Genomic DNA, 20987 nt, shown 5'->3' on the forward strand with positions numbered 1-20987 from the left:
ACACTAGCGCTCATGAGGGATTAACAAAAATGAATAAAAATTGGGTCAGGCATAAGCAAAGACTTATAGTTGAAACCTCAGCCAGCCGTCAGAGCCTGTAAAAAATGCGTAAGTCCTTGATGCGTATGACATTGCGTCAGTTGCAGATCTTCAACGAAGTGTGTGATTTACGCTCTTACAGCCGCGCAGCCGAGGAAATGTCCCTCACCCAACCGGCCGTCAGCCTACAGATTCGTCAGCTCGAAGAGCTGATCGGCCAGCCATTATTCGATTATGTCGGCAAAAAACTCTACATGACCGAAGCCGCCGAGGCACTTCAGCGCGCCAGCCGGGACATCTTCGGGCGCCTGGAAAACCTCGATATGCAGCTGTCAGACATGCAGGGATCGCTGCAAGGTCAGCTAAAACTGGCGGTGGAATCCAGCGCCAAATATTTCGTCCCGCACCTGTTCGCCGCGTTCAAACGTCAGCACCCGGAAGTGAATCTGCAACTGACCGTGGTCAACCGTGGCCAGGTGATTCGCAGGCTTTCGGACAACCGCGACGATCTGGTGATCATGTCGATGGTGCCGCAGGACATGGGCCTGGAATTCCTGCCGTTTCTGAACAACCCGATTGTTGCCGTGGCGCGCCCGGATCACCCGTTGGCGCACATGGGCCCGCTGCGTTTGCAGGATCTGGAACCCTACACGCTGCTGATCCGCGAACCCGGCTCGGGTACGCGACTGGCCTGTGAGGAGTACTTCAAAGAGAAGCGCGTGCACTTCACCCAGACCCAGGAAGTGGCCTCGGCCGAAGCTCAGCGCGAATGCGTGGCGGCGGGTCTGGGCCTGGCGCTGTTGACGCGCCACGCCCTGAACCTGGAGCTGGCGACCGGCGGGCTGGTGGAACTGCCGATCGAAGAACTGCCGCTGCTGCGAAGCTGGTGCCTGGTGCAGGCCAAGGCGAAACGCCTGTCACCGGTGGCTCACGCCTTCCTGGCGTTTATCCGCAGCGAGCGTGTGCAGATCAGCGCGCTGGTTGAGCGCTTCGACGGGAAGCTGAAGGTGTTGCCTGCCAGTGAGTGATTTCGGGAAAATCGCCGATTTCGGCCTGAAGCTGGCGAAGTTCGAAGCGATCTTCGATAGCGCGACGGAATTCCATGCGGCGCTGATCTTCCTGCTGACGACGGGTTTTCGCGGCGCTGTTGCGTTCTTCGTAGGGCTGAGCCATTTCGAGTCTCCCAAGGCGATGACGGGAGCTTCACGATAGACGTGGGGGATGACGGTTTGATGAAAGTAACCGTCGTAAAGCAAAAGATCGCAGCCTTCGGCAGCTCCTACATGGATCGCATTTCACATGTAGGAGCTGCCGAAGGCTGCGATCTTTTGATCTTAATCATCCAGCGCTTTGGCGGCTTTCGGCGACAAGCGCAAGCTGCGCAGACTGCGCTTCACGCTCTTGAGGTGGTTGACCAGGCTCGGCCCGCGCGCCATCGCTACGCCCATCGCCAGCACATCAATCACCACCAGGTGCGCGATACGCGACGTCAGCGGTGTATAAATCTCCGTGTCTTCATGCACATCGATCGCCAGATTGACCGTCGACAATTCGGCCAGAGGTGTCTGGCTCGGGCACAAGGTAATCAACGAAGCGCCGCTCTCACGCACCAGATTGGCGGTGATCAACAAATCCTTGGAACGCCCCGACTGCGAAATGCAGATCGCCACATCGGTCGGTTTCAACGTCACCGCAGACATCGCCTGCATGTGCGGATCGGAATACGCCGCTGCAGTCAGCAGCAAACGGAAGAACTTGTGCTGCGCATCCGCTGCCACTGCACCCGATGCACCAAAGCCGTAGAACTCGACCCGCTGCGCCTGCGACATCAGCGTCACGGCGCGCTGCAACTCAACCGGATCGAGCTTCTCGCGAACCTCCATCAAGGTGTGCAACGTGGTGTCGAAAATCTTCAGGCTGTAATCGGCAACCGAATCGTCTTCATGGATCGCGAACTGGCCGAAGCTGGCACCGGCAGCCAGACTTTGCGCCAGTTTGAGTTTGAGATCCTGAAAACCGGAGCAACCGATGGCGCGACAGAAGCGCACGATGGTCGGCTCACTGATGCCGACACTGTGGGCCAGATCGGCCATGGAACTGTGCATCACCGCCGCAGGGTCAAGCAGCACGTGGTCGGCGACCTTGAGCTCCGACTTGCGTAACAGGTGACGTGACTGGGCGATGTGTTGCAGCAGATTCAAGGGGCTGGACTCTTCTTATGGGCAAGGATGTAGCACGCTTGTAGTTATACTACATGAATTGGCTTTTTGCCTGCTCAATGCGTAACTCGATGTCCCCATATCAGGCGCGATGAGGTGCATGTAGCCCTTAAAGCGGTTTTTCCTGATCGCGCAAAAGCCCGGCCAGACTGGCAGCTTCTACCGGGCGGCTGATCAGATAGCCCTGAACTTCATCACAACGCTCGGCGCGTAAAAACTCCAGCTGATCCTGTCGCTCGACGCCTTCAGCCACTACTTTCAGCGACAGCCCATGAGCCATTGCAATGATCGCGCGAGTGATCGCCGCATCTTCACTACCCTCACCCAACCCGCGAATGAATGCCTGATCGATCTTCACGTAGTCCACCGGAATGCGCTTGAGGTAACTCAATGACGAATAGCCGGTGCCGAAATCATCGATCGCCAGTTTCACCCCCAGATCGCGCAGTTGCTGGAAGGTCGCGATGATGTGTTCGACGCTGTCGAGCAACTGGCTTTCAGTCAGCTCCAGTTCGAGGTAGTGCGGCGCCAGCCCGGTTTCCTCCAGCACCTGGCGCACCAGACTGACCAGCTTGCCTTGGCGCAACTGATGCACCGACAGGTTCACCGACACGCGGATCGGCTCAAGCCCCTGACGCTGCCATTCACAGGCCTGCCAACATGCCTGACGCAGGACAAATTCGCCGATCGGGCCGATCAGACCGGTTTCTTCAGCCAGCCCGATGAAATCCCCCGGCGGTACTCGGCCCATGGTCGGATGATCCCAGCGCACCAGCGCTTCCGCCGCATTCAAACGTCCGGTTTGCAGGCACAACTTGGGCTGATAGAACACTTTCAGCTGCTTTTCTTCGATGGCTTTGCGCAACTGGTTTTCCAGCTGCAAGCGCTCAAGGGTGCTGGCCTGCAGGCTTTCGGTGTAGAACTGGAAGTTGTTGCCGCCGAGGTGCTTGGCATGTTGCATGGCCATGTTCGACTGGCTGACCAGCGCAGAAATCTCCCGCGCATTGTCCGGCAACATGCTGATGCCCATCGACGCGCTGACCACCAGTTCATGCCCTTCCACGGTCAGCGGCAAGCGCAGCTTGGCCGACAACCGTGTGGCCACCCGGGCAAGACTCGACAGGTTGCCGTAGGCATCGAACAGCACCGCAAATTCATCACCGGACAATCGGGCAATGGTGTCGGCTTCCGGCAAGGCATTGACCAGCCGGCGCGCCATTTTCTGCAACAACTGGTCGGCAATCTCATGGCCAAGACTGTCGTTGAGCAGTTTGAAGCGATCCAGATTGATGTGCAGCAACGCCAGACTGCGTCGGCCCTGACGCGAACGCTGATGCGCTTCGTGCAAGCGTTCGCGGAACAGTGAGCGGTTGGCCAGACCGGTCAGTTCGTCGTAATGGGTCAGGTAACGCATGCGCTCTTCGGATTCACGCCGCGCTGAAAGATCGGCGAAGAACCCGACGATATGACTGACATTTCCCCGACCATCACGCACCGCATTGAGTTGCAGCCACTGCGGATACAGTTCGCCGTTCTTGCGCGTTTCCACCAGTTCGCCCTGCCAACTGCCGTGCTGCTCCAGTGCATGACGGATCGCCACGTAATGGCGGCGCGCATCTCGGCTGCACGGCAACTCGACAACGTTGCGCCCAAGCATGTCCTCGATGTCGTAACCGGTGACCCGGCTGAACGCCTGATTGATTGCGATCAGCGCGTAATTCGGGTCGAGAATCACGATGCCCTCACTGGCCGCTTCGAACACCGTCGCCGCCAGACGTTGCTGTTCTTCGAGGCTTTTGCTGGCGCTGATGTCGCGACGGGTGCCGACCATGCGGATCACCCGCCCGCTGTCGCTGCGCTCTACCGCGCGGCCCCGATCCTCGATCCACACCCAATGACCATCGCTGTGACGCACACGGTATTCGATCTGGTAGTCCTCGGTGCGACCCTTCAAATGCTCGATCAACGCGTATTTCAGCGTCGGCACATCGTCGGGATGCAGGCGAGGCTTGAGGTCGCGCAACAGCGCCGTGACGTATTCCGGAGCGAGGCCGAACAGTTCCTGAATCTGCGTGTGGTGGACTTCGTCGGTTTGCAGGTTCCAGTCCCACAGCCCCAACTCACTGGCTTTCAACGCCAGCGCCAGCCGCGCTTCGCTTTTGCTCAGGGCCTGATTGGCTGCATCCAGCTCAAGGCTGCGCTGGGCAACGCGGTCTTCGAGTTCGACCTGGGCTTCGCGCAGCTTGCCCTCGGCGCAGCGGCGATGATCGATTTCCTTGGCCAGTTCCTGATTGAGCTGTTCGCTGCGCGACTGCGTCTGTTGCAGGTGTTCGATCAAGTGCTGATTCTGGAAGCGCCGCAGCAAGCCGCGATCGATCAGCCGATTGACCTGCCACGCCACCACGCTCAGCGAGCCGAGCAGGATCAACCCGAGCCAGCCCCAGCCGCGCGCCTGCTCATCACCGCCCCAGAACAGATAACCGATCGCTGGCAACAGACAGGGCAAGGTAAAGGAAAGAAACGCCGGCAGGCTCACCGCGTAAGCGACACTGGCCGACAAGGTTGCGGCGCCGATCAGGCCGAACACCCAGGCCTGCTGCATGAAGTTGTCGGCGGGCACCAGGGCGATGCCGGCGCCAGCCAAAGTCAGGCCGGTCATGGTCGAGCCAAGCAGAAACATCCGCCGCCAGATCGGTTGCGCCTGCCGATCCGGGATTGCCGAGTCGAACGCGGCGACCTGAATCACCCGCAACGCCACCAGTGACAGCAACCACACCAGCCAGACGCTGACCACGAAGTAGCGCTGCGGGCTCCAGAGCAAAGCGGCGCAGACCAGACCATTGATCAACATGAACAGGGTGGGCAACAACGAGCCCTGATACAGCAGACGCGTGCGCTCCACCGCCATTTCGACGGCATAGTGCTTGCGGATAACCCGGGGTTCCACGTAGGGGCCCGACAGTTCAGAGCTGAGGGTCATGGGCAACGTTCTTGTTCTTATAAGGAGGGCGTGCGCCCGAAACGTGGACGGAGCATACACAAGCAGCTCCCGTTGCCAAACTGCTCCAGATCACAATTTCAGCGAAACTTTTCCGCCCTTTGGCACCGGCAAAACCCTTGGAGCGCGGCGGGCCGATGCTTGTAGCCAGTGACTGACCGGTCGTCATCGGCAGGAGTTTCATCGGCTAATGCAAAGCTCGGTTTGCCCGGGCCTGCGGCGCACCCTAGAATGCCCCGATGCGCGATGATCTCTCCCTTCTGCTGAATTCCCTCAACGATGCCCAACGCCAGGCCGTAGCAGCCCCCGTTGGCCGTCAGTTGGTCCTGGCCGGCGCCGGTTCCGGTAAAACCCGAGTGCTGGTGCACCGTATCGCCTGGTTGATCCAGGTCGAAAACGCCTCGCCCCACTCCATTCTGTCGGTGACCTTCACCAACAAGGCCGCTGCCGAGATGCGTCACCGCATCGAGCAGTTGCTGGGCATCAACCCGGCGGGCATGTGGGTCGGCACCTTCCACGGCCTGGCGCACCGCTTGCTGCGGGCGCACTGGCAGGAAGCTGGCCTGAGCCAGACCTTCCAGATTCTCGACAGCGACGACCAGCAACGGCTGGTCAAGCGGGTGATCCGCGAGCTCGGTCTCGACGAGCAACGCTGGCCGGCGCGTCAGGCGCAGTGGTTCATCAACGGCCAGAAAGACGAAGGCCTGCGCCCGCAACACATTCAGGCCAGCGGCGATCTGTATCTGGCGACCATGCGCGGCATTTACGAAGCCTACGAGGCGGCGTGCCAGCGTGCCGGCGTTATCGATTTCTCCGAACTGCTACTGCGCGCCCTCGACCTGTGGCGCGATCATCCGGGCCTGTTGGCGCACTACCAGAAGCGCTTCCGGCATATTCTGGTGGACGAATTCCAGGACACCAACGCCGTGCAGTACGCCTGGTTGCGCCTGCTCGGCAAGGGCGGCGACAGCCTGATGGTGGTCGGCGACGACGACCAGTCGATTTACGGCTGGCGTGGCGCGAAAATCGAAAATATTCATCAGTACTCCTCCGACTTCCCGGATTCGGTGACCATTCGTCTGGAGCAGAACTACCGCTCCACCGCCGGCATCCTCAAGGCCGCCAACGCCCTGATTGCCAACAACACCGGACGTCTGGGCAAAGAGCTGTGGACCGACGGCGGTGACGGCGAAGCGATCAATCTGTACGCCGCGTTCAACGAACACGACGAAGCACGCTACGTTGTCGAAACCATCGAAAGCGCGCTGAAAACCGGCCTGGCCCGTAGCGATATCGCGATTCTGTACCGCTCAAACGCCCAATCGCGCGTTCTGGAAGAAGCCTTGCTGCGCGAGCGCATTCCGTACCGCATCTACGGTGGTCAGCGCTTCTTCGAGCGTGCGGAAATCAAGAACGCCATGGCCTACCTGCGCTTGCTCGAAGGTCGCGACAACGATGCGGCGCTGGAACGGGTGATCAATGTGCCCGCCCGTGGCATCGGCGAAAAAACCGTCGAAGCCATCCGCGATCACGCGCGCCACAGCGATGTGTCGATGTGGGAAGCGATGCGCCAACTGGTCGCCAATAAAGGCCTGACCGGCCGTGCCGCCGGTGCATTGGGCGCGTTCATCGAGCTGATCGAGAACCTCGCCGCCAAGTGCATGGAGATGCCGTTGCACTTGATGACGCAAACCGTCATCGAGCAATCCGGCCTCATTGCCTACCACGAAGCGGAAAAAGGCGAGAAAGGTCAGGCCCGGGTAGAAAACCTTGAGGAACTGGTCAGCGCCGCGCGCAACTTCGAGAACACCGAAGAAGACGAAGAACTGACGCCACTGGCGGCATTCCTCGGCCACGCTTCGCTGGAGGCCGGCGACACCCAGGCTGACGAACACGAAGACAGCATTCAGTTGATGACCCTGCACAGCGCCAAAGGCCTGGAATTCCCGTACGTGTTCCTCGTGGGCATGGAAGAAGGCCTGTTCCCGCACAAGATGAGCCTGGAAGAACCGGGCCGTCTCGAAGAAGAACGGCGCTTGGCTTACGTGGGCATTACCCGGGCGATGCAGAATCTGGTGATGACCTATGCTGAAACCCGCCGCTTGTACGGCAGCGAAACCTACAACAAGGTCTCTCGTTTCGTACGTGAAGTGCCGAAAGGCCTGATTCAGGAAGTGCGTTTGTCGAACAGTGTCAGCCGTCCATTCGGCGGTAATCAGTCGATGAGCGGCAGCAACCTGTTCAGCGGCAGCGAGATTCCGGAAACGGGTTTCAGCCTCGGGCAGGCGGTACGGCATTCGATTTTTGGTGACGGTGTGATCCTCAACTTCGAAGGTGCCGGTGCGCAGGCACGGGTGCAGGTGAACTTCAGCGAAGGCAGCAAATGGCTGATGCTCGGTTACGCCAAGCTGGAAGCGATCTGAGGCCGATTTCGCTTTTCTGTGGGAGCGAGCCTGCTCGCGAATGAAATCACCGCGGTTGATCTGATAGACCGCGGTGCGGCATTCGCGAGCAGGCTCGCTCCCACAGGGTTCGGTGTTCTGACCAACAATCCCGCTGAACCTATCGCCTTTTCCTACAGACAAAAGTAAATAGGCTGATTGCCTCGCGAAGCTGAACGCGACCTGTCAGGCAAAAGCCCGAAACACTCTCTCGCTAGCCAGCAACACTTCAGCTGTGCAACATGGCGCGCGTGTCTCCACAAACGGGAATTCCCTTTATGAAACGTTTTCTTAGCATCGCCATGGCGTTGTGCATCGGCCTGACGATGAGCCTCGACGCCAACGCCAAGCGCTTTGGTGGTGGCAAAAGCGCCGGCGCTGCGCCGACGCACCAGACCAGCCAGATGGCTCCCTCTTCTCCAGGCGTGGGCGGCGCAGCAGCGACCGCTGGTGCTGCCGGTGCCGCTGGCGCTGCCGCCAAGGCCGGCGGTGCTTCGAAATGGCTCGGCCCGCTGGCCGGTATCGCCGCCGGTGGCCTGCTCGCTTCCATGTTCATGGGCGGCGGCTTCCAGGGCATGCAGATCTTCGACATCCTGATCATGGCCGTGATCGCGTTCGTGATCTTCCGCTTCATCGCCGCGCGTCGCCGCAAGCAGCAGGAGCAGTTCGCTCCGGCTGGCGCGCCGATGCAGCGTGAAGTGTTCGAGCAGAAACCTGCGGCCATGGGTTCGATTTTCGGTGGTTCGGCCGCACCTGCTGCCGCCCGTCCGGTGATCAACGCGCCAGCCTGGTTCAACGAGCAGAACTTCCTTGAAGCTGCCCGCAGCCACTTCCAGTCGCTGCAGCAGCACTGGGATGCCAACGAAATGGACAAGATCGCCGAGTTCGTGACCCCGCAAATGCTCGAGTTCCTCAAGCGTGAGCGTGCGGATCTGGGCGACGCGTTCCAGTCGACCTACATCGACAACCTCCAGGTTCAACTGGATGGCGTGGATGACCGTGCCGACAAGACCATCGCCACCCTGACCTTCAATGGTGTGTCGAAGTCCTCACGCTTCGACCAGGGCGAAGTGTTCAGCGAAAGCTGGAACATGGAACGTCCGCAGGGCGAGAATCAGCCTTGGCTGGTCGCCGGTATCCGCCAGAACGGCTGATCCCCTCGCGCGCTTCACTTGCTGTAATAAAAACCCCAGCCTCGGCTGGGGTTTTCTATTTCGCGGTTGCATCTATAGCGAGCTACTGTATAAACCGGCCCATATAAACCGCGCCATTCAAGCAAGAGGATCCCGGACGTGGAAGAAATCATCGAACAACTGCGTGAAGCCAACGAACCCGTGCCGGTTCCTTTGGAATTGCCTGACGAAGACCAACTGGTAGAAGTCGAAGAAGAACTGTTCATCAACATTCCGTTCGTCTTCAAAGAATTTTTGCTGACCGTCAGCGACGTGGTGTACGGCAGCCTGGAGCCGGTGACCGTCACCGATCCACAATCGCACACCTATCTGCCGGACGTCGCAGCCAATGCCTGGGACATCGGTGTTCCGCGTGATCTGATCCCGATCTGCCAGGACGGTGAGAACTACTACTGCGTCGAAGAAGACGGCACCGTGGTGCTGTGGTCCGGCGAAGAAGAGCTGATCACCGAAGAGTCCTGGGAATCGGTGTGGCACTGGGCGCGGGACGTCTGGCTGGAAAGCTGATCGGCCAGCCGCCCCGGTGGGTCAATGCCCCGACGACTCTTTGTGGTTGTCGAGGGTTTCCAGCAGCGCCACCTGCATCCGCGTGTGCACGCGGATGAACCAGCGCCAGAGCAGCGCCGCCACGGCGGCCGCGACCACGGCGATCAGCATCAGCAACTTGTTGGTCGGCAAGATACTGGCCGACAAGGCTGCCAGCAGCAGGAAAATCACCAGCAGCGAGAGAATCGGGATCACTTCGGCGATCACCCGACGCACTCGCTGCGTGTGACGCCCGGCCATCTCCGGCTTCACGCCCATCTCTGCCAGCAGCATCGACAGTGCCTTAAGCTTGCGGTACGCCGCGATCAGGAACGGCAGCGATACCAACAACGCCCCGCCCCAAATCAACGCTTTCTGCCAGCTAGGGTCGCTGATCCAGTCCTGCAACCACAGTGAGATGCGTTCGGCGAAATACGCGCCAGCGAAGAAGATCGCGATGACCAGGGCGAGATTGACTCCGACCTGCAGCAGGATCTTGCGAATGATTGAAGCCAGCATCGCACCCTCGCCTTGCGGCTGAATGCTGCGCAACCATTCCCCATACATGCCCAGCACGCGACCAAGAGGCTTGGGCACCGCCGCCGACAACTTGATCGACAGCGGATCAGCCGCACGAATCAGATACGGCGTCAGCAGCGTGGTAATCACCGACACGGCCACAGCGACCGGATAAAGGAAATTGCTGGTGACCTGCAAGGTCATGCCCAGCGCGGCGATGATGAAGGAAAACTCGCCAATCTGTGACAGCCCCATCCCCACGCGCAGTGAGGTGCGTCCGTCATTACCGGCGATAAACGCACCGAGGCCGCAGGACAACATCTTGCCGAGTACCACGGCGACGGTAATCACCGCGATCGGCCACGCGTATTCGAGAAGAATCATCGGGTCGAGCATCAGGCCGATCGCAACGAAAAAGATCGCGCTGAACAGATCGCGAACCGGCTCGATCAGGCGTTCGATTTTCAGCAACTGCCGCGACTCGGCCATGATCGCGCCGATCAGGAACGCGCCGAGCACCATGCTGTACTCAAGCTTGACCACCAGCAGACAGAAGCCGAAACACAGACCGAGCACGGTGATCAGGAGCATTTCGTTGCTTTCGAATTTGGCCACGTAAGCCAGCAGGCGCGGCACCAGCAGGATGCCAATGACCAGCGCGACGATCATGAACAACGACAGCTTGCCGACCGTGGAAAACACTTCGCCGGAGCTGACGGTGCCGCTGACCGCGATGCTCGACAGCAGTGCGATGATGCCGATGCCGAGGATGTCTTCGACGATCAGCACACCGAAGATCAACTGCGCAAAGCGCTCGTTCTTCATCTTCAGATCATTGAGTGCCTTGACGATGATGGTGGTCGAGGAGATCGCCAGGATGGCGCCGAGGAACAGCGAGTCCATGGTGTTCCAGTCGAACCAGCGGCCGATTTCGTAGCCGATCCAGATCATCAGGACAATTTCGAGGAACGCCGCGATAAACGCCGTTGCGCCAACCTTGAACAACTTGCGCAGGCTGAACTCCAGCCCGAGGCAGAACATCAGAAAAATCACCCCGAGTTCGGCAAGAGTCTTGATGGTTTCTTCGTCGTGAATCAGGCCGAACGGCGGTGTGTGCGGGCCGATGATGAAACCAGCGACGATATAGCCAAGCACCACCGGCTGCTTGAAGCGGTGGAACAACACGGTCACCACGCCTGCGACCAACATGATCACTGCCAGGTCCTGAATAAAACTGATGGCATGCATGGCGTGGGCTCCTTGAATGACGAGACTCGCGGCAGACGTCAGAAAGGTCTGGGCGAGCTAGGTAAAAATCCGCTTTTTGTGTGGGAATTGCCCTTGAGATGGGCTTTTGCAGGTTAACACCGCGACTTCCGCCTGGAAGGCGGTGCAATATATGGAAACAGATCGATTCCGGCGTGACGGCGGCCAGTCGCCCGGCGTCCCGATAACGGTGCTTTTGAAAAGCGACCAGGCACCCGCAGAGGTGCTTCCAGAAATCAGCCTTGATCCGTGAGAACGCTATGGAACCCGGAAACGCCCAGCTGTCGATGACGGTACTGATGACCCCCGACATGGCCAACTTCTCAGGCAATGTCCACGGCGGCACCCTGCTCAAATACCTCGACGAAGTGGCTTACGCCTGCGCGAGCCGTTATGCCGGCCGCTATGTGGTGACCCTGTCGGTGGATCAGGTGATTTTCCGCGAGCCCATTCATGTCGGCGAACTGGTGACCTTCCTCGCCTCGGTCAACTACACCGGCAACACATCGATGGAGGTCGGCATCAAAGTCGTCACCGAAAACATTCGCGAGCGTTCGGTGCGCCACACCAACAGCTGCTTCTTCACCATGGTTGCGGTGGATGACCAGCGCAAGCCGGCCGCCGTGCCGCCGCTGCAACCGCAGAACAGTGAAGACAAGCGTCGCTACATGCAGGCGCAGCAGCGTCGGCAGATTCGCCAGGAGCTGGAGAAGCGCTACCAGGAGATCAAGGGCGACGCCTGAGATCAAAAGCAAAAGATCGCAGCCTTCGGCAGCTCCTACAGGGTTTGATATTCCCATGGAGGAGCTGCCGCAGGCTGCGATCTTTTTTGAACGATAACGCGATTACAGACTGATCGCCGTAGCCTCGAACTTCACCCGCGGATGCGCAATCCGATCCTGCGCTCGCACCAGTTGCAGCTCATAACTGGCGCACGCCTGAGTCTCCAGCAGCACCTCATGCACCGCCGCCGCCGTGAATTCAAACGCCGCCACCAGGCTATCGCCCAACAACACCCGCGCCAGAAACAGGCCAGACGTCAGATCGCCCACGCCCACCGGCTGACGCGGGAACGCCAGCAACGGACGGCGTAAATGCCAACTGCCTTCGGCCGTGACCAGCAACATCTCGAAGCCATCGGCCGGTTTTCCCGGATAATCCAGATGCTTGACCAGCACAGCTTTCGGCCCACGCGCCAGTAGCGCCCGCGCCATTGCCAGGCAATCGAACAACGACTGCGGCTTGCGCCCGGAGAAGCTGTCCAGCTCCAACTGGTTTGGACACATGATGTCCGCCACCGCAGCCGCCTCGTCCAGGAGGAAGTCGCTGACCTCGGTCGGCACGCTACATCCCTTCTCCGGGTGGCCCATCACCGGATCACACAGATACAGCGCTTTCGGATTGACCGATTTGATGCGCTCGACACCGCTGAGTATCGCTCGACCCTGCGCCGCGCTGCCGAGATAACCGGACAGCACCGCATCGCAGTTGCCCAGCTCGCCAATCGCCGCAATACCTTCAACCAGCTCGGGAATGTGTTGCGGCGCCAGCACTTCGCCAGCCCACTGACCGTACTGGGTGTGGTTGGAAAACTGCACGGTGTTGAGCGGCCAGACATTGACCCCGACCCGCTGCATCGGAAAAACCGCCGCGCTGTTGCCGGCGTGGCCGAACACGACGTGGGACTGAATGGCGAGCAGATGAGGCGTACGTTTCATTCGGGTCATTCCGTAAAACGATTGAAATTCAAGCCGCGCAGTATGCGACGAAACGCAGCCTGTACGACAGACCGGCGACGCAGTTAAGCTGACGCTATCTTTTGGAGTTCGATGTTGATGCTGACCCTGGAAAACATCTTTGTGCTGATGCTGTTCGCTGCGGCCGGCGCATGGCTATGGCACAACCACGGCTTGCGTGAGCGGGCGCTGGAACGGGTCAAGCAGCATTGCCTGAACGTGCGCGTGGAGTTACTGGACGGCAACGTTGCACTGAAGAAGATCGGTTTCATCAAGGACGCCAACGGTCGCCGACGATTGGCGCGGGTGTACAACTTCGAATTCACCGTGACCGGTGAAACCCGGCACAACGGCACGATTACCCAGTTTGGAGCGCACAGTGCGCAGATCGAGCTGGCGCCCTACCCGGCGCCGTTCGACGATACGCCGCCAGTGGTCGAAGTGCAGAAGCCACGGGCAGAAGTCATCGAGCTGAGCCAGTGGCGGCAGGAACACACCAAGTGGAAGCCTTGAGCTGAATCACCGGGTTTGGCATCGCGCCAGCCCCGCCTGCAATTGATCAATATTTTGCGGATCGACGAAGATCAGTTCGATTCGCGAATCTTTCCGCCATTCGCTGGCTTGCCAGATCAGCTTGGCATTATCCAAAGCATTCGCAGACACCCAGCCATCCGTGCTGCGGATCACCAGTTTCGCTCGCTTCCAATCAAGGCCGGTTAGCCAGTCGGCAATGCGTTGCTTGTCGAACGTCTGGCCCGGATGCCAGCGCCAACCAATGCTCCAGCCACCCTCCTGCGCCTGACTCAGGCAAATCGGCAACGTCGGATCACTCCAGACGGCCGGCATTTGTCCCAATCCTTTGGGCACGGCCAGGTTGTCCATACCGTTGACTGCTTTTTCAGCCAGGCCCGGCAGTTCGTTCAGGGGTAGTCGCGCCTGTTGCGTCCAGATCAGCGGGACTGGCGGCAATCGGTTGGCGATTTTTGCCCGGGCCGTGTCATCCAGGTTTTCGGCCTTGTTCAGCAGCAGCAATCCGGCGCTCGCCAACGCGTCCTGTTGCGCGACTGGTAATGCTTTCCCGACATGCAGCGCCTGAGCATCCAGCACCAGCACACAGGGCTGAACCGCCAGAACGCCAGACCATGGCGCTTCATTCAACTGCTTGAGCAATTGCGCCGGATGCCCCAACCCGGACGGCTCGATAAACAGTCGATCCGGCTTCTCCTTGCGCAACAACCGCCCGAGACCAATCTGAAACGGCGCGCCATTGACGCAGCACAGGCAGCCCCCAGCCACCTCACCGAGTGCGACACCATCGGCATCGCGGGTCAGCAGCGCAGCATCGAGGCCGATCTGGCCGAACTCGTTGATCAGCACCGCCCAGCGCTCGCCTTCTGGCCGCTGGGCCATAAGCTGGCGAATCAGGCTGGTCTTGCCTGCGCCCAAAGGGCCAGCAATGACATGGGTAGGAATGTTCTGCAACATGGCGGGAAGCTTTCTTGGGAGATGCAAAGATGCGTTGGATGGGATGGTCGTTGCTGTTGACGCTGCTGTCGAGTGAAGCGTGGGCCCAGGCTTGCGTAGTGCATAGTCAGAGCGAGCGGCTCGACGTCAAAGTCTGCCAGCAGAACCGCAATATCCCGGAGAAGCTGTTCAACGACGGTTTCTGCCAGCCAACGCTGGCCGGGCAGAAAGTCGAAGTACAGTACGTCGATCAGTGCCCGAGCGGTGCGTTTGGTGTGTGCAGCAACGCGCAAGTCGCCAATATGCCTTATCGCCAGGACATTCACTATTACGGCGTTGCCACCGATGCGGCGTATTTGAAACCGTATTGCGAAGGCCAGAGCCAAGGATCGTGGCTCAAGCCTTGAGGTGTCTTTAGGCGTTAGCCGAGCCAGTCGAGGATGAGGATCAATCGATGCTCGCCAGCCGTCGGTTGCGGCGAGCGATGGATGAGACCGAAGCCTTCATTACCGTGCCATTTTTCGCCTTTCAACAGCGCGACATCGCCACTGCTGAGTTGCTGAATTTGCGCGTGGGGCTCAGCGTTGGCCTGCCCCAGTTGCTGGCGATCCATCACGCCTTCCTTGAGCCATTGGCTGCCGACGCCAGCGTACGTGGTGATCAGCCGCACCGGCACGTGATCAACGTGGAAACGCGGGCACATGGCTTTATCGAGCACCCGCAGGCGCAGGCCGATCCGCTTGGCGCCCAGCAAACAGCCAAAGGCGCTGACCAGCCATTTCAGGTCGGCGATAAAGCCTTCATAGCCTTCCAGATCGCGGAAGCCTGAAGCCAACCCGGTCAGGTCAGGCTCGGCGTCCTCGCTTGCCAACTCCAGGCATAACGATTGCGCCAAGGGTTCGTTAAGCGACAGCAATAACTGAGCGAAATCGCTGATGTGCAACGGCAGTTGCCGCTGCCACACGGCAAGATTGGTGTCATCGTCCAGAATTCGGGTCAGCGTCTTTGGCGTCCGCCCTTGATGCTGATGACGCGTGCGGTTTTGCATGAGTTTGAGGGCGAGCATCAGGCAGCCTCTTCATGCCAAGGGCCGAATGGATCCGCCAGCAATCGCCAACCCTCTACGCCGAGCGCCATTTCTTCATCGGTGAGCAGGCAGTCATCCAGTTCGTCGGAGAGCTGTAGGAAATCGATGTTTTGCCCGATGAAAACCAGCTCCTGACGGCAGTCTCCTACGCTCGGCGTCCAGTTTTCCATGATCGCGGCGGAGCTTTGTTGATCTTGTGGCCATTGGTTCTTCGGCACAAAACGCCACCAGCGTCCGGCGAAACCGTGACGCATCAAACCGCCAGCCTGCGACCAGCTGCCAGCATCCGTAGGCTTGCTCGCCAGCCAGAAGAAACCTTTGGAGCGCAGCAGCTTGCCGTTCAGCCACGGGCGGTCGATGAAGTTGAAGAAACGCTCCGGGTGAAAAGGCCGGCGTGCGCGGTAGGCGGTGGAAGCGATGCCGTATTCATCAGTTTCCGGCACGTGCTCACCGCGCAACTCCTGCAGCCAGCCCGGTGCTTGCGCGGCTCGGTCGAAATCGAAGCGGCCGGTGTTGAGGATCTTCTCCAGCGGCACCTCGCCCATCACCATCGGGATGATTTCGGCTTGAGCATTGAGGCGTTTGAGGATAGCGATCAACTCTTCGCGCTCGGGCTGGCTGATCAGGTCGATCTTGCTGATCAACAGCACGTCGGCGAACTCGATCTGTTCGATCAACAGGTCGGTGATGGAGCGCTCGTCTTCTTCGCCGAGAATTTCGCCACGGGAGGCGAGGCTTTCCGCCGCTTGGTAGTCCGGCAGGAAATTCACACCGTCGACGACAGTGACCATGGTGTCGAGACGGGCGATGTCGGAGAGGCTTTGGCCGTGTTCATCGCGGAAGGTGAAGGTTTCTGCGACCGGCAACGGCTCGGAGATACCGGTGGATTCGATGAGCAGATAATCGAAGCGATCTTCACGGGCGAGCTTGCTGACTTCTTCGAGCAAATCTTCGCGTAACGTACAGCAGATACAGCCGTTGCTCATTTCGACGATTTTTTCTTCTGCACGGTTCAGGCTGACATCGCGCTGGACTTCGCTGCCATCGATGTTGATCTCGCTCATATCATTGACGATCACAGCAACACGCAGCCCCTTTCGATTACGTAGTACGTAATTCAAAAGTGTACTTTTTCCAGCGCCGAGAAATCCTGAAAGTACGGTGACTGGCAATTCTTCTGACATTGGATAATCCTCATAGAAAGGCAGCCGATTGCGCTTTTACCAGCGCTTGGCGTTTTTCTGCTTCAGACGAGGGTTCGCTGAAGGTAAACGCTTGAAATCGGACCGCTCAGGCTCAGTTACTGTTTATGTTATAGTATAACACCACGAATAGACCAGCCCTGCTCTTGTCCTTAGCGATAAACAACAGGAAGCTGAGCCCATCCCACTCCCGGAATTGGTAATGAAAACTGCGCTGAAATGCTCGTTGTTGAGCCTCGGATTTCTCGTTGCTGGCGATACGTGGGCGCAGATTCCGGCGCTTGCGAGCTGCACACGTAGCGCTAATCTGCTGGCGTGCGTCGATGCCGAGGGCAACGCGTATAGCGTCAACACCGTCGGCAGCACGCTTTATCTCCGTGGGTTTGAAAAGGCTAGGCAGCGTTATTGGGCACAAACCAATAGCCGCTTCGGTCAATTGACGTTCTTTACCGGCATTGCCTCTGACGGAGAAGCCTGGGTCGGTTACACCCGCCGCGTCGGCTGGACAACCATCAATCGCTTTTCCAGCTCGGGCGGCAGCAGTGCAAAGTTCACCTGTAGCCGGATTGCCGGTTGCTAAACCCGTGCGGCTTTTTGCTCCTGCTCCCAAGCGAGATAGCTGTCGATCGGTGGGTTTTTCTCAAAGTAACGCTGCAACCCTTCAAACAAACCATTCGCCACGGCCTGCTGATGCCGCGCAGTGACCAGTCGCTGACTGTCGCGAACATTGGAAATAAAGCCGGTTTCCACCAGGATTGAAGGCACATCTGGCGACTTCAACACGGCGAATCCAGCCTGTTCCACACGTTTCTGATGCAGCGTAGTGATGCCCGCCAGACTGCCCAATACCGTGTTGCCCAATTGAAGGCTGGCAGCGATGGTAGCGTTCATCGACATGTCGAGAATCACTCCGGCGAGCATTGGATCTTTATCTTTGAGATTAAGCAGACTGGTAGCGCCGAGCAGATCCGCACCGTTCTCACGCTGCGCCATAAAACGTGCCGTCGCTGATGTCGCGCCACCCTCAGAGAGGCAATACACGGAGGCACCAGAAGCCGTCAGCCTTGGCGCCGCGTCGGCATGCACAGAGATAAACATGTCGGCTTTATGCTGACGAGCGATCTCCACTCGCTTGCGCAAAGGTACGAAAAAATCGTCATTGCGCACCAGTTTCACATCGAATCCTTTCTCTTTTTTCAGTCGCTTGGCGAGTAGCTGTGCAATGGAAAGCACCACATCTTTTTCCCGCTCACCCTTGGCGCCAACCGCACCAGGATCCTTCCCACCATGTCCTGGGTCGACGACTACGATGATGTCACGCTTGAGATGAACGTCGATTCTGGGTGTTTCACGTGGAACCATTGGGGCTGTTTGAGGCGTTTTTGTGCTGATGAGATCCAGAACCAACCGATGACTTTGGCCGTTTTGCGGAGCCAAAAGGAAGCTGTTCAGCAACACTGGATTGCTCAGATCGAGAACAATCCGCGTATCTCCCTGACCAAAAGGCCCGGATCGAATGGAACGGATCACTGTGCCATTCAAAGCCAACTGGCTGAAATCAGCGCTTAGATTGGCTCCGGACACATCGACAATCAGTCGTTCAGGCGAACTGAGCGTGAAGGTTTTGTAGCGCACCGGCCCGCTCAGATCGAAGACCAACCGCAGCTTTTCATCAGAACGCCAAAGCCGCGCATTGCGAATTTGCGTGGCCGAAACCCCGAAAGGGAAGGCGAAGGCCGTGCTGGCCAGAATCAGATTGAGCAGATGGCGTCTGTGCATATGAAAGCCTGTTCATGAAAAAGGCATCGTGATTTGTATTGTTATAATGTAACATTGATTTCAATCAACACGATGGTTCCAAACATGAATTCGCTGACACTCCCGGATATCGCCGCGCAATCCGCTCGCCAAGCCTTACCCCTCGAATGGGTGGGTATGCACGGCATCGCGTTACCCGTTTTATTGGAAGGCCAACGCTTGAGTGCGAAGGCAGATGCGGGAGTGAGTCTGGATGACGGCGAGGCTCGCGGGATTCACATGTCGCGACTTTATCTAGCCTTGGAGACGCTCGAACAGGAAAGACTTTCCCCTGCTCTTCTGCACCAGGTACTGAACCATTTTCTGGATAGCCACGACGGTTTATCCAACTGTGCCTACCTGAACATACACACCGATCTGCTGCTTAAAAGACCCGCGTTGATCAGTCCATTGGCCGGATGGAAGTCCTATCCCGCGACGATTTCAGCCAGCCTGAAAAACAAGATGTTCCACGTGGAACTCAAAATCGAAGTGCCCTACTCCTCAACTTGCCCCTGCTCCGCAGCTTTGGCGCGCCAGTTGATCCAGCAGCAATTCATCGACGACTTCGCCAATAAAACTCTTCAGCATGCAGACATTCTGGCTTGGCTCGGCTCAACACAAGGCATCGTCGCCACGCCTCACAGTCAACGCAGCGCTGCACAATTGCATTTACATCTCGACGAATTCATCGATGAGCTCCCGCTGAGCGTCATCATCAATGACGCCGAAACCGCCCTCGGCACTGCCGTGCAAACCGCAGTAAAACGCGCGGACGAGCAAGCCTTTGCCCTGGCGAATGGACAGAACCTGATGTTCTGCGAAGACGCCGCACGCCGGTTGAATCTCGCACTTCGCCACACCCCCGGAGTTAATCAATTCCACCTGCGAGTGATCCACGCCGAAAGCCTGCACGCCCACGACGCCGTCGCGGAAAGTCATTGGCAGCGTGAGCAAGCATGATCCGTTGCCAATCCCTGAGCTGGGGCGCCCCTGGCCAACCGCTCACCGCCCCCCTGAATCTTGAGCTAGAAAGCGCCAGCCTCACGGCAATCGTTGGCGCCAACGGCTGTGGAAAAAGCAGCCTTTTGAAAGTTATCGCCGGGCTGCAAAAACCCTTGTCTGGCAAAGTCTGCCTGAGTGTTCCACGCCAAAGCGGATTGTCTTTCCTGCCCCAACAACAGCACCTCGATCGCCAGTTCCCTATCAGCCTCGAAGACCTGATCGCCGCCGGTTTCTGGGGACGTCGACTCTCAACCCGACTGCGCGCACAACGACTGAACGCCGCACTGGAAAACTGGCACTTGAGCGGACTCGAACGGCGCTCGCTCATGGCCCTTTCCGGCGGCGAATTACAACGCGCCCTGCTCGCTCGTTTGAGCCTGACCGACGCCCCGGTTCTGCTCCTCGACGAACCCCATGCCGCCCTCGATGAACTCGGTCAACAATTGCTCTGGCAGCATATCCATGCCTGGCATAACGAAGGACGAACTATCGTCGTGGTCTGCCATGACCTCGTCGCCGTACGCCAACACATCCCGCAAACCTTGCTGATCAAAAACCGCGAATGCGTGTACGGCGCCAGCGTCGAACTGATCCAGCAAACCCCTCACATGCAGGTGGCCTGATGCTTGCCGTCACCCACTTCTGGCAACCGTTCAGCGAGTTCGTGTTCATGCGCCGCGCCCTGCTTGGCGGCCTGGTATTGGCGTGCAGCACCGCACCGCTCGGCGTGTTTTTGATCTTGAGAAGAATGAGCCTGATCGGTGACGCCGTCGCCCACGGCATCCTCCCCGGTGCCGCATTGGGATTCTGGTTTGCCGGTTTGAGTCTGCCTGCCCTCACACTCGGCGGCCTGGGCGCCGGTCTGAGCATGGCCGGACTCGCCGCCTGGATCACTCGGCGCACCGGTCTGCGCGAAGACGCCAGCCTCGCTGCGATCTACCCAATTTCCCTCGCGAGCGGTGTGCTGATTCTCGGCATGGCCGGCAAACGCCTCGACCTGCTTCACCTGCTGTTTGGTTCGGCATTAGCCGTCGATGGCCCAACCCTCACCGGCATGTTGTGGGTCTCGGGATTCAGCCTGATCGCCATGGCGCTGATCTACAAACCGCTGCTACTCGACACTCTCGACCCACTTTTTCTCAGAACCGTCAGCCGCCTCGGCCCACTCGCCCACGGCGTATTCCTTACGCTGGTCGTGCTTAATCTGGTGATCGGGTTCCAGGCCATCGGCGCACTGATGGTCGTCGGACTGATGATGCTCCCCGCCGCTGCCTCACGATTCTGGAGCCGCCAATTACCGATCCTGATTGGCATCGCTGCGGTCATCGGCTGCCTCTCGGTATGGTTTGGCTTGTTGCTGTCGTTCTACTACTCGCTGCCCAGCGGCCCGGCCATCGTGCTGGTCGCCGGTATCGGCTATCTGCTGTCAGTGGTGTTCGGGCCGGTTCACGGCCTACTACGCCGCCCACCGTTGCTCACATCCCAATGAGGTGTTT

General features: G+C 58.9%; 20 protein-coding genes. 11 read left to right on the top strand and 9 right to left on the bottom strand.

Annotation, left to right across the window (positions count from 1 at the left end):
• Positions 1 to 104: 104 nt before the first annotated feature.
• Positions 105 to 1067 carry a LysR family transcriptional regulator gene (locus U6037_RS28945; protein ID WP_322845323.1) on the top strand — a complete coding sequence of 321 codons (963 nt, stop codon included), beginning with the start codon at positions 105 to 107 and terminating at the stop codon, positions 1065 to 1067.
• Here U6037_RS28945 and U6037_RS28950 read toward each other — a convergent pair.
• The 3 genes from U6037_RS28950 to U6037_RS28960 all read right to left on the bottom strand — a co-directional run bounded on the left by U6037_RS28950 (position 1009) and on the right by U6037_RS28960 (position 5238).
• The gene (locus tag U6037_RS28950; RefSeq protein ID WP_322845324.1) at positions 1009 to 1212 is read right to left on the bottom strand and encodes a PA3496 family putative envelope integrity protein; all 204 of its coding nucleotides are present in this window, start codon (positions 1210 to 1212) and stop codon (positions 1009 to 1011) included. The genes U6037_RS28945 and U6037_RS28950 overlap by 59 nt on opposite strands.
• Before the next feature lie 161 nt (positions 1213 to 1373).
• Positions 1374 to 2240: a transcriptional regulator HexR gene (gene hexR / locus U6037_RS28955; RefSeq protein ID WP_007912071.1), complete on the bottom strand. Its 867-nt coding sequence runs from the start codon at positions 2238 to 2240 to the stop codon at positions 1374 to 1376.
• A 127-nt stretch (positions 2241 to 2367) separates the two neighbouring features.
• Positions 2368 to 5238 carry a putative bifunctional diguanylate cyclase/phosphodiesterase gene (locus U6037_RS28960; protein ID WP_322845325.1) on the bottom strand — a complete coding sequence of 957 codons (2871 nt, stop codon included), beginning with the start codon at positions 5236 to 5238 and terminating at the stop codon, positions 2368 to 2370.
• A gap of 257 nt (positions 5239 to 5495) precedes the next feature.
• On the opposite strand from U6037_RS28960, the gene uvrD reads away from it, so the two are divergent.
• From uvrD to U6037_RS28975, 3 genes are all read left to right on the top strand, one after another.
• Complete coding sequence (gene uvrD / locus U6037_RS28965; RefSeq protein ID WP_322845326.1) at positions 5496 to 7679, top strand: DNA helicase II; 2184 nt, start codon at positions 5496 to 5498, stop codon at positions 7677 to 7679.
• 296 nt (positions 7680 to 7975) lie between these two features.
• Complete coding sequence (locus U6037_RS28970; RefSeq protein ID WP_322845327.1) at positions 7976 to 8851, top strand: Tim44 domain-containing protein; 876 nt, start codon at positions 7976 to 7978, stop codon at positions 8849 to 8851.
• A gap of 138 nt (positions 8852 to 8989) precedes the next feature.
• Positions 8990 to 9397 carry an SMI1/KNR4 family protein gene (locus tag U6037_RS28975; protein WP_008078852.1) on the top strand — a complete coding sequence of 136 codons (408 nt, stop codon included), beginning with the start codon at positions 8990 to 8992 and terminating at the stop codon, positions 9395 to 9397.
• Positions 9398 to 9418: 21 nt separating this feature from the next.
• Here U6037_RS28975 and U6037_RS28980 read toward each other — a convergent pair whose 3' ends face one another.
• Positions 9419 to 11182: a cation:proton antiporter gene (locus tag U6037_RS28980; RefSeq protein ID WP_322845328.1), complete on the bottom strand. Its 1764-nt coding sequence runs from the start codon at positions 11180 to 11182 to the stop codon at positions 9419 to 9421.
• Between the two features lie 278 nt (positions 11183 to 11460).
• Here U6037_RS28980 and U6037_RS28985 point away from each other — a divergent pair, with 278 nt between their 5' ends.
• A complete protein-coding gene (locus U6037_RS28985) occupies positions 11461 to 11943 on the top strand; it encodes an acyl-CoA thioesterase (RefSeq protein ID WP_003229693.1) in 483 nt (160 codons plus the stop codon).
• A 102-nt stretch (positions 11944 to 12045) separates the two neighbouring features.
• Here the strand turns inward: U6037_RS28985 and pdxY are convergent, their stop codons facing one another.
• Complete coding sequence (pdxY, locus tag U6037_RS28990) at positions 12046 to 12918, bottom strand: pyridoxal kinase PdxY (protein ID WP_322845329.1); 873 nt, start codon at positions 12916 to 12918, stop codon at positions 12046 to 12048.
• A gap of 117 nt (positions 12919 to 13035) precedes the next feature.
• On the opposite strand from pdxY, the gene U6037_RS28995 reads away from it, so the two are divergent.
• The gene (locus U6037_RS28995; RefSeq protein WP_242207967.1) at positions 13036 to 13449 is read left to right on the top strand and encodes a DUF3301 domain-containing protein; all 414 of its coding nucleotides are present in this window, start codon (positions 13036 to 13038) and stop codon (positions 13447 to 13449) included.
• Positions 13450 to 13455: 6 nt separating this feature from the next.
• On the opposite strand, the gene U6037_RS29000 is transcribed toward U6037_RS28995, so the two are convergent.
• The gene (locus tag U6037_RS29000; RefSeq protein ID WP_322845330.1) at positions 13456 to 14421 is read right to left on the bottom strand and encodes a CobW family GTP-binding protein; all 966 of its coding nucleotides are present in this window, start codon (positions 14419 to 14421) and stop codon (positions 13456 to 13458) included.
• A gap of 29 nt (positions 14422 to 14450) precedes the next feature.
• On the opposite strand from U6037_RS29000, the gene U6037_RS29005 reads away from it, so the two are divergent.
• Entirely contained in the window at positions 14451 to 14807 is a 357-nt protein-coding gene (locus tag U6037_RS29005; RefSeq protein ID WP_322845331.1) for an NADH:ubiquinone oxidoreductase, read from the top strand.
• Positions 14808 to 14821: 14 nt separating this feature from the next.
• Here U6037_RS29005 and U6037_RS29010 read toward each other — a convergent pair whose 3' ends face one another.
• Both U6037_RS29010 and zigA read right to left on the bottom strand, forming a co-directional pair.
• The gene (locus U6037_RS29010; RefSeq protein ID WP_322845332.1) at positions 14822 to 15466 is read right to left on the bottom strand and encodes a DUF1826 domain-containing protein; all 645 of its coding nucleotides are present in this window, start codon (positions 15464 to 15466) and stop codon (positions 14822 to 14824) included.
• Positions 15466 to 16671, bottom strand: a complete 1206-nt coding sequence (gene zigA, locus U6037_RS29015) for a zinc metallochaperone GTPase ZigA (protein WP_322845333.1) — start codon at positions 16669 to 16671, stop codon at positions 15466 to 15468. Before zigA ends, U6037_RS29010 begins: the two co-directional genes overlap by 1 nt.
• Before the next feature lie 220 nt (positions 16672 to 16891).
• Here zigA and U6037_RS29020 point away from each other — a divergent pair, with 220 nt between their 5' ends.
• The gene (locus U6037_RS29020) at positions 16892 to 17269 is read left to right on the top strand and encodes a glutamine synthetase (protein ID WP_322845334.1); all 378 of its coding nucleotides are present in this window, start codon (positions 16892 to 16894) and stop codon (positions 17267 to 17269) included.
• Here the strand turns inward: U6037_RS29020 and U6037_RS29025 are convergent.
• The gene (locus U6037_RS29025; RefSeq protein WP_322845335.1) at positions 17266 to 18468 is read right to left on the bottom strand and encodes an N-acetylmuramoyl-L-alanine amidase; all 1203 of its coding nucleotides are present in this window, start codon (positions 18466 to 18468) and stop codon (positions 17266 to 17268) included. The two genes, U6037_RS29020 and U6037_RS29025, sit on opposite strands and share 4 nt — an antisense overlap.
• An 84-nt stretch (positions 18469 to 18552) precedes the next feature.
• Here U6037_RS29025 and folE2 point away from each other — a divergent pair, with 84 nt between their 5' ends.
• The 3 genes from folE2 to U6037_RS29040 are packed head-to-tail and all read left to right on the top strand — an operon-like array spanning position 18553 to position 20980.
• On the top strand, positions 18553 to 19449 hold the full coding sequence (gene folE2, locus U6037_RS29030) for a GTP cyclohydrolase FolE2 (RefSeq protein WP_322845336.1): 897 nt from the start codon (positions 18553 to 18555) through the stop codon (positions 19447 to 19449).
• Positions 19446 to 20114 carry a metal ABC transporter ATP-binding protein gene (locus U6037_RS29035; RefSeq protein WP_322845337.1) on the top strand — a complete coding sequence of 223 codons (669 nt, stop codon included), beginning with the start codon at positions 19446 to 19448 and terminating at the stop codon, positions 20112 to 20114. The genes folE2 and U6037_RS29035 overlap by 4 nt, the downstream gene beginning before the upstream one ends.
• A complete protein-coding gene (locus U6037_RS29040) occupies positions 20114 to 20980 on the top strand; it encodes a metal ABC transporter permease (RefSeq protein WP_322845338.1) in 867 nt (288 codons plus the stop codon). The genes U6037_RS29035 and U6037_RS29040 overlap by 1 nt, the downstream gene beginning before the upstream one ends.
• The last annotated feature ends 7 nt before the right edge of the window (positions 20981 to 20987 follow it).

This window comes from Pseudomonas sp. B33.4, from assembly GCF_034555375.1.
Classification (GTDB): domain Bacteria; phylum Pseudomonadota; class Gammaproteobacteria; order Pseudomonadales; family Pseudomonadaceae; genus Aquipseudomonas.

Coding starts and splice junctions, on each gene's coding strand:
- U6037_RS28945 (WP_322845323.1), top strand. CDS start 105: ATGCGTAAGTCCTTGATGCGTATGACATTGCGTCAGTTGCAGATCTTC.
- U6037_RS28950 (WP_322845324.1), bottom strand. CDS start 1,212: ATGGCTCAGCCCTACGAAGAACGCAACAGCGCCGCGAAAACCCGTCGT.
- U6037_RS28960 (WP_322845325.1), bottom strand. CDS start 5,238: ATGACCCTCAGCTCTGAACTGTCGGGCCCCTACGTGGAACCCCGGGTT.
- uvrD (WP_322845326.1), top strand. CDS start 5,496: ATGCGCGATGATCTCTCCCTTCTGCTGAATTCCCTCAACGATGCCCAA.
- U6037_RS28970 (WP_322845327.1), top strand. CDS start 7,976: ATGAAACGTTTTCTTAGCATCGCCATGGCGTTGTGCATCGGCCTGACG.
- U6037_RS28980 (WP_322845328.1), bottom strand. CDS start 11,182: ATGCATGCCATCAGTTTTATTCAGGACCTGGCAGTGATCATGTTGGTC.
- U6037_RS28985 (WP_003229693.1), top strand. CDS start 11,461: ATGGAACCCGGAAACGCCCAGCTGTCGATGACGGTACTGATGACCCCC.
- pdxY (WP_322845329.1), bottom strand. CDS start 12,918: ATGAAACGTACGCCTCATCTGCTCGCCATTCAGTCCCACGTCGTGTTC.
- U6037_RS28995 (WP_242207967.1), top strand. CDS start 13,036: ATGCTGACCCTGGAAAACATCTTTGTGCTGATGCTGTTCGCTGCGGCC.
- U6037_RS29000 (WP_322845330.1), bottom strand. CDS start 14,421: ATGTTGCAGAACATTCCTACCCATGTCATTGCTGGCCCTTTGGGCGCA.
- U6037_RS29005 (WP_322845331.1), top strand. CDS start 14,451: ATGCGTTGGATGGGATGGTCGTTGCTGTTGACGCTGCTGTCGAGTGAA.
- U6037_RS29010 (WP_322845332.1), bottom strand. CDS start 15,466: ATGCTCGCCCTCAAACTCATGCAAAACCGCACGCGTCATCAGCATCAA.
- zigA (WP_322845333.1), bottom strand. CDS start 16,671: ATGTCAGAAGAATTGCCAGTCACCGTACTTTCAGGATTTCTCGGCGCT.
- U6037_RS29020 (WP_322845334.1), top strand. CDS start 16,892: ATGAAAACTGCGCTGAAATGCTCGTTGTTGAGCCTCGGATTTCTCGTT.
- U6037_RS29025 (WP_322845335.1), bottom strand. CDS start 18,468: ATGCACAGACGCCATCTGCTCAATCTGATTCTGGCCAGCACGGCCTTC.
- folE2 (WP_322845336.1), top strand. CDS start 18,553: ATGAATTCGCTGACACTCCCGGATATCGCCGCGCAATCCGCTCGCCAA.
- U6037_RS29035 (WP_322845337.1), top strand. CDS start 19,446: ATGATCCGTTGCCAATCCCTGAGCTGGGGCGCCCCTGGCCAACCGCTC.
- U6037_RS29040 (WP_322845338.1), top strand. CDS start 20,114: ATGCTTGCCGTCACCCACTTCTGGCAACCGTTCAGCGAGTTCGTGTTC.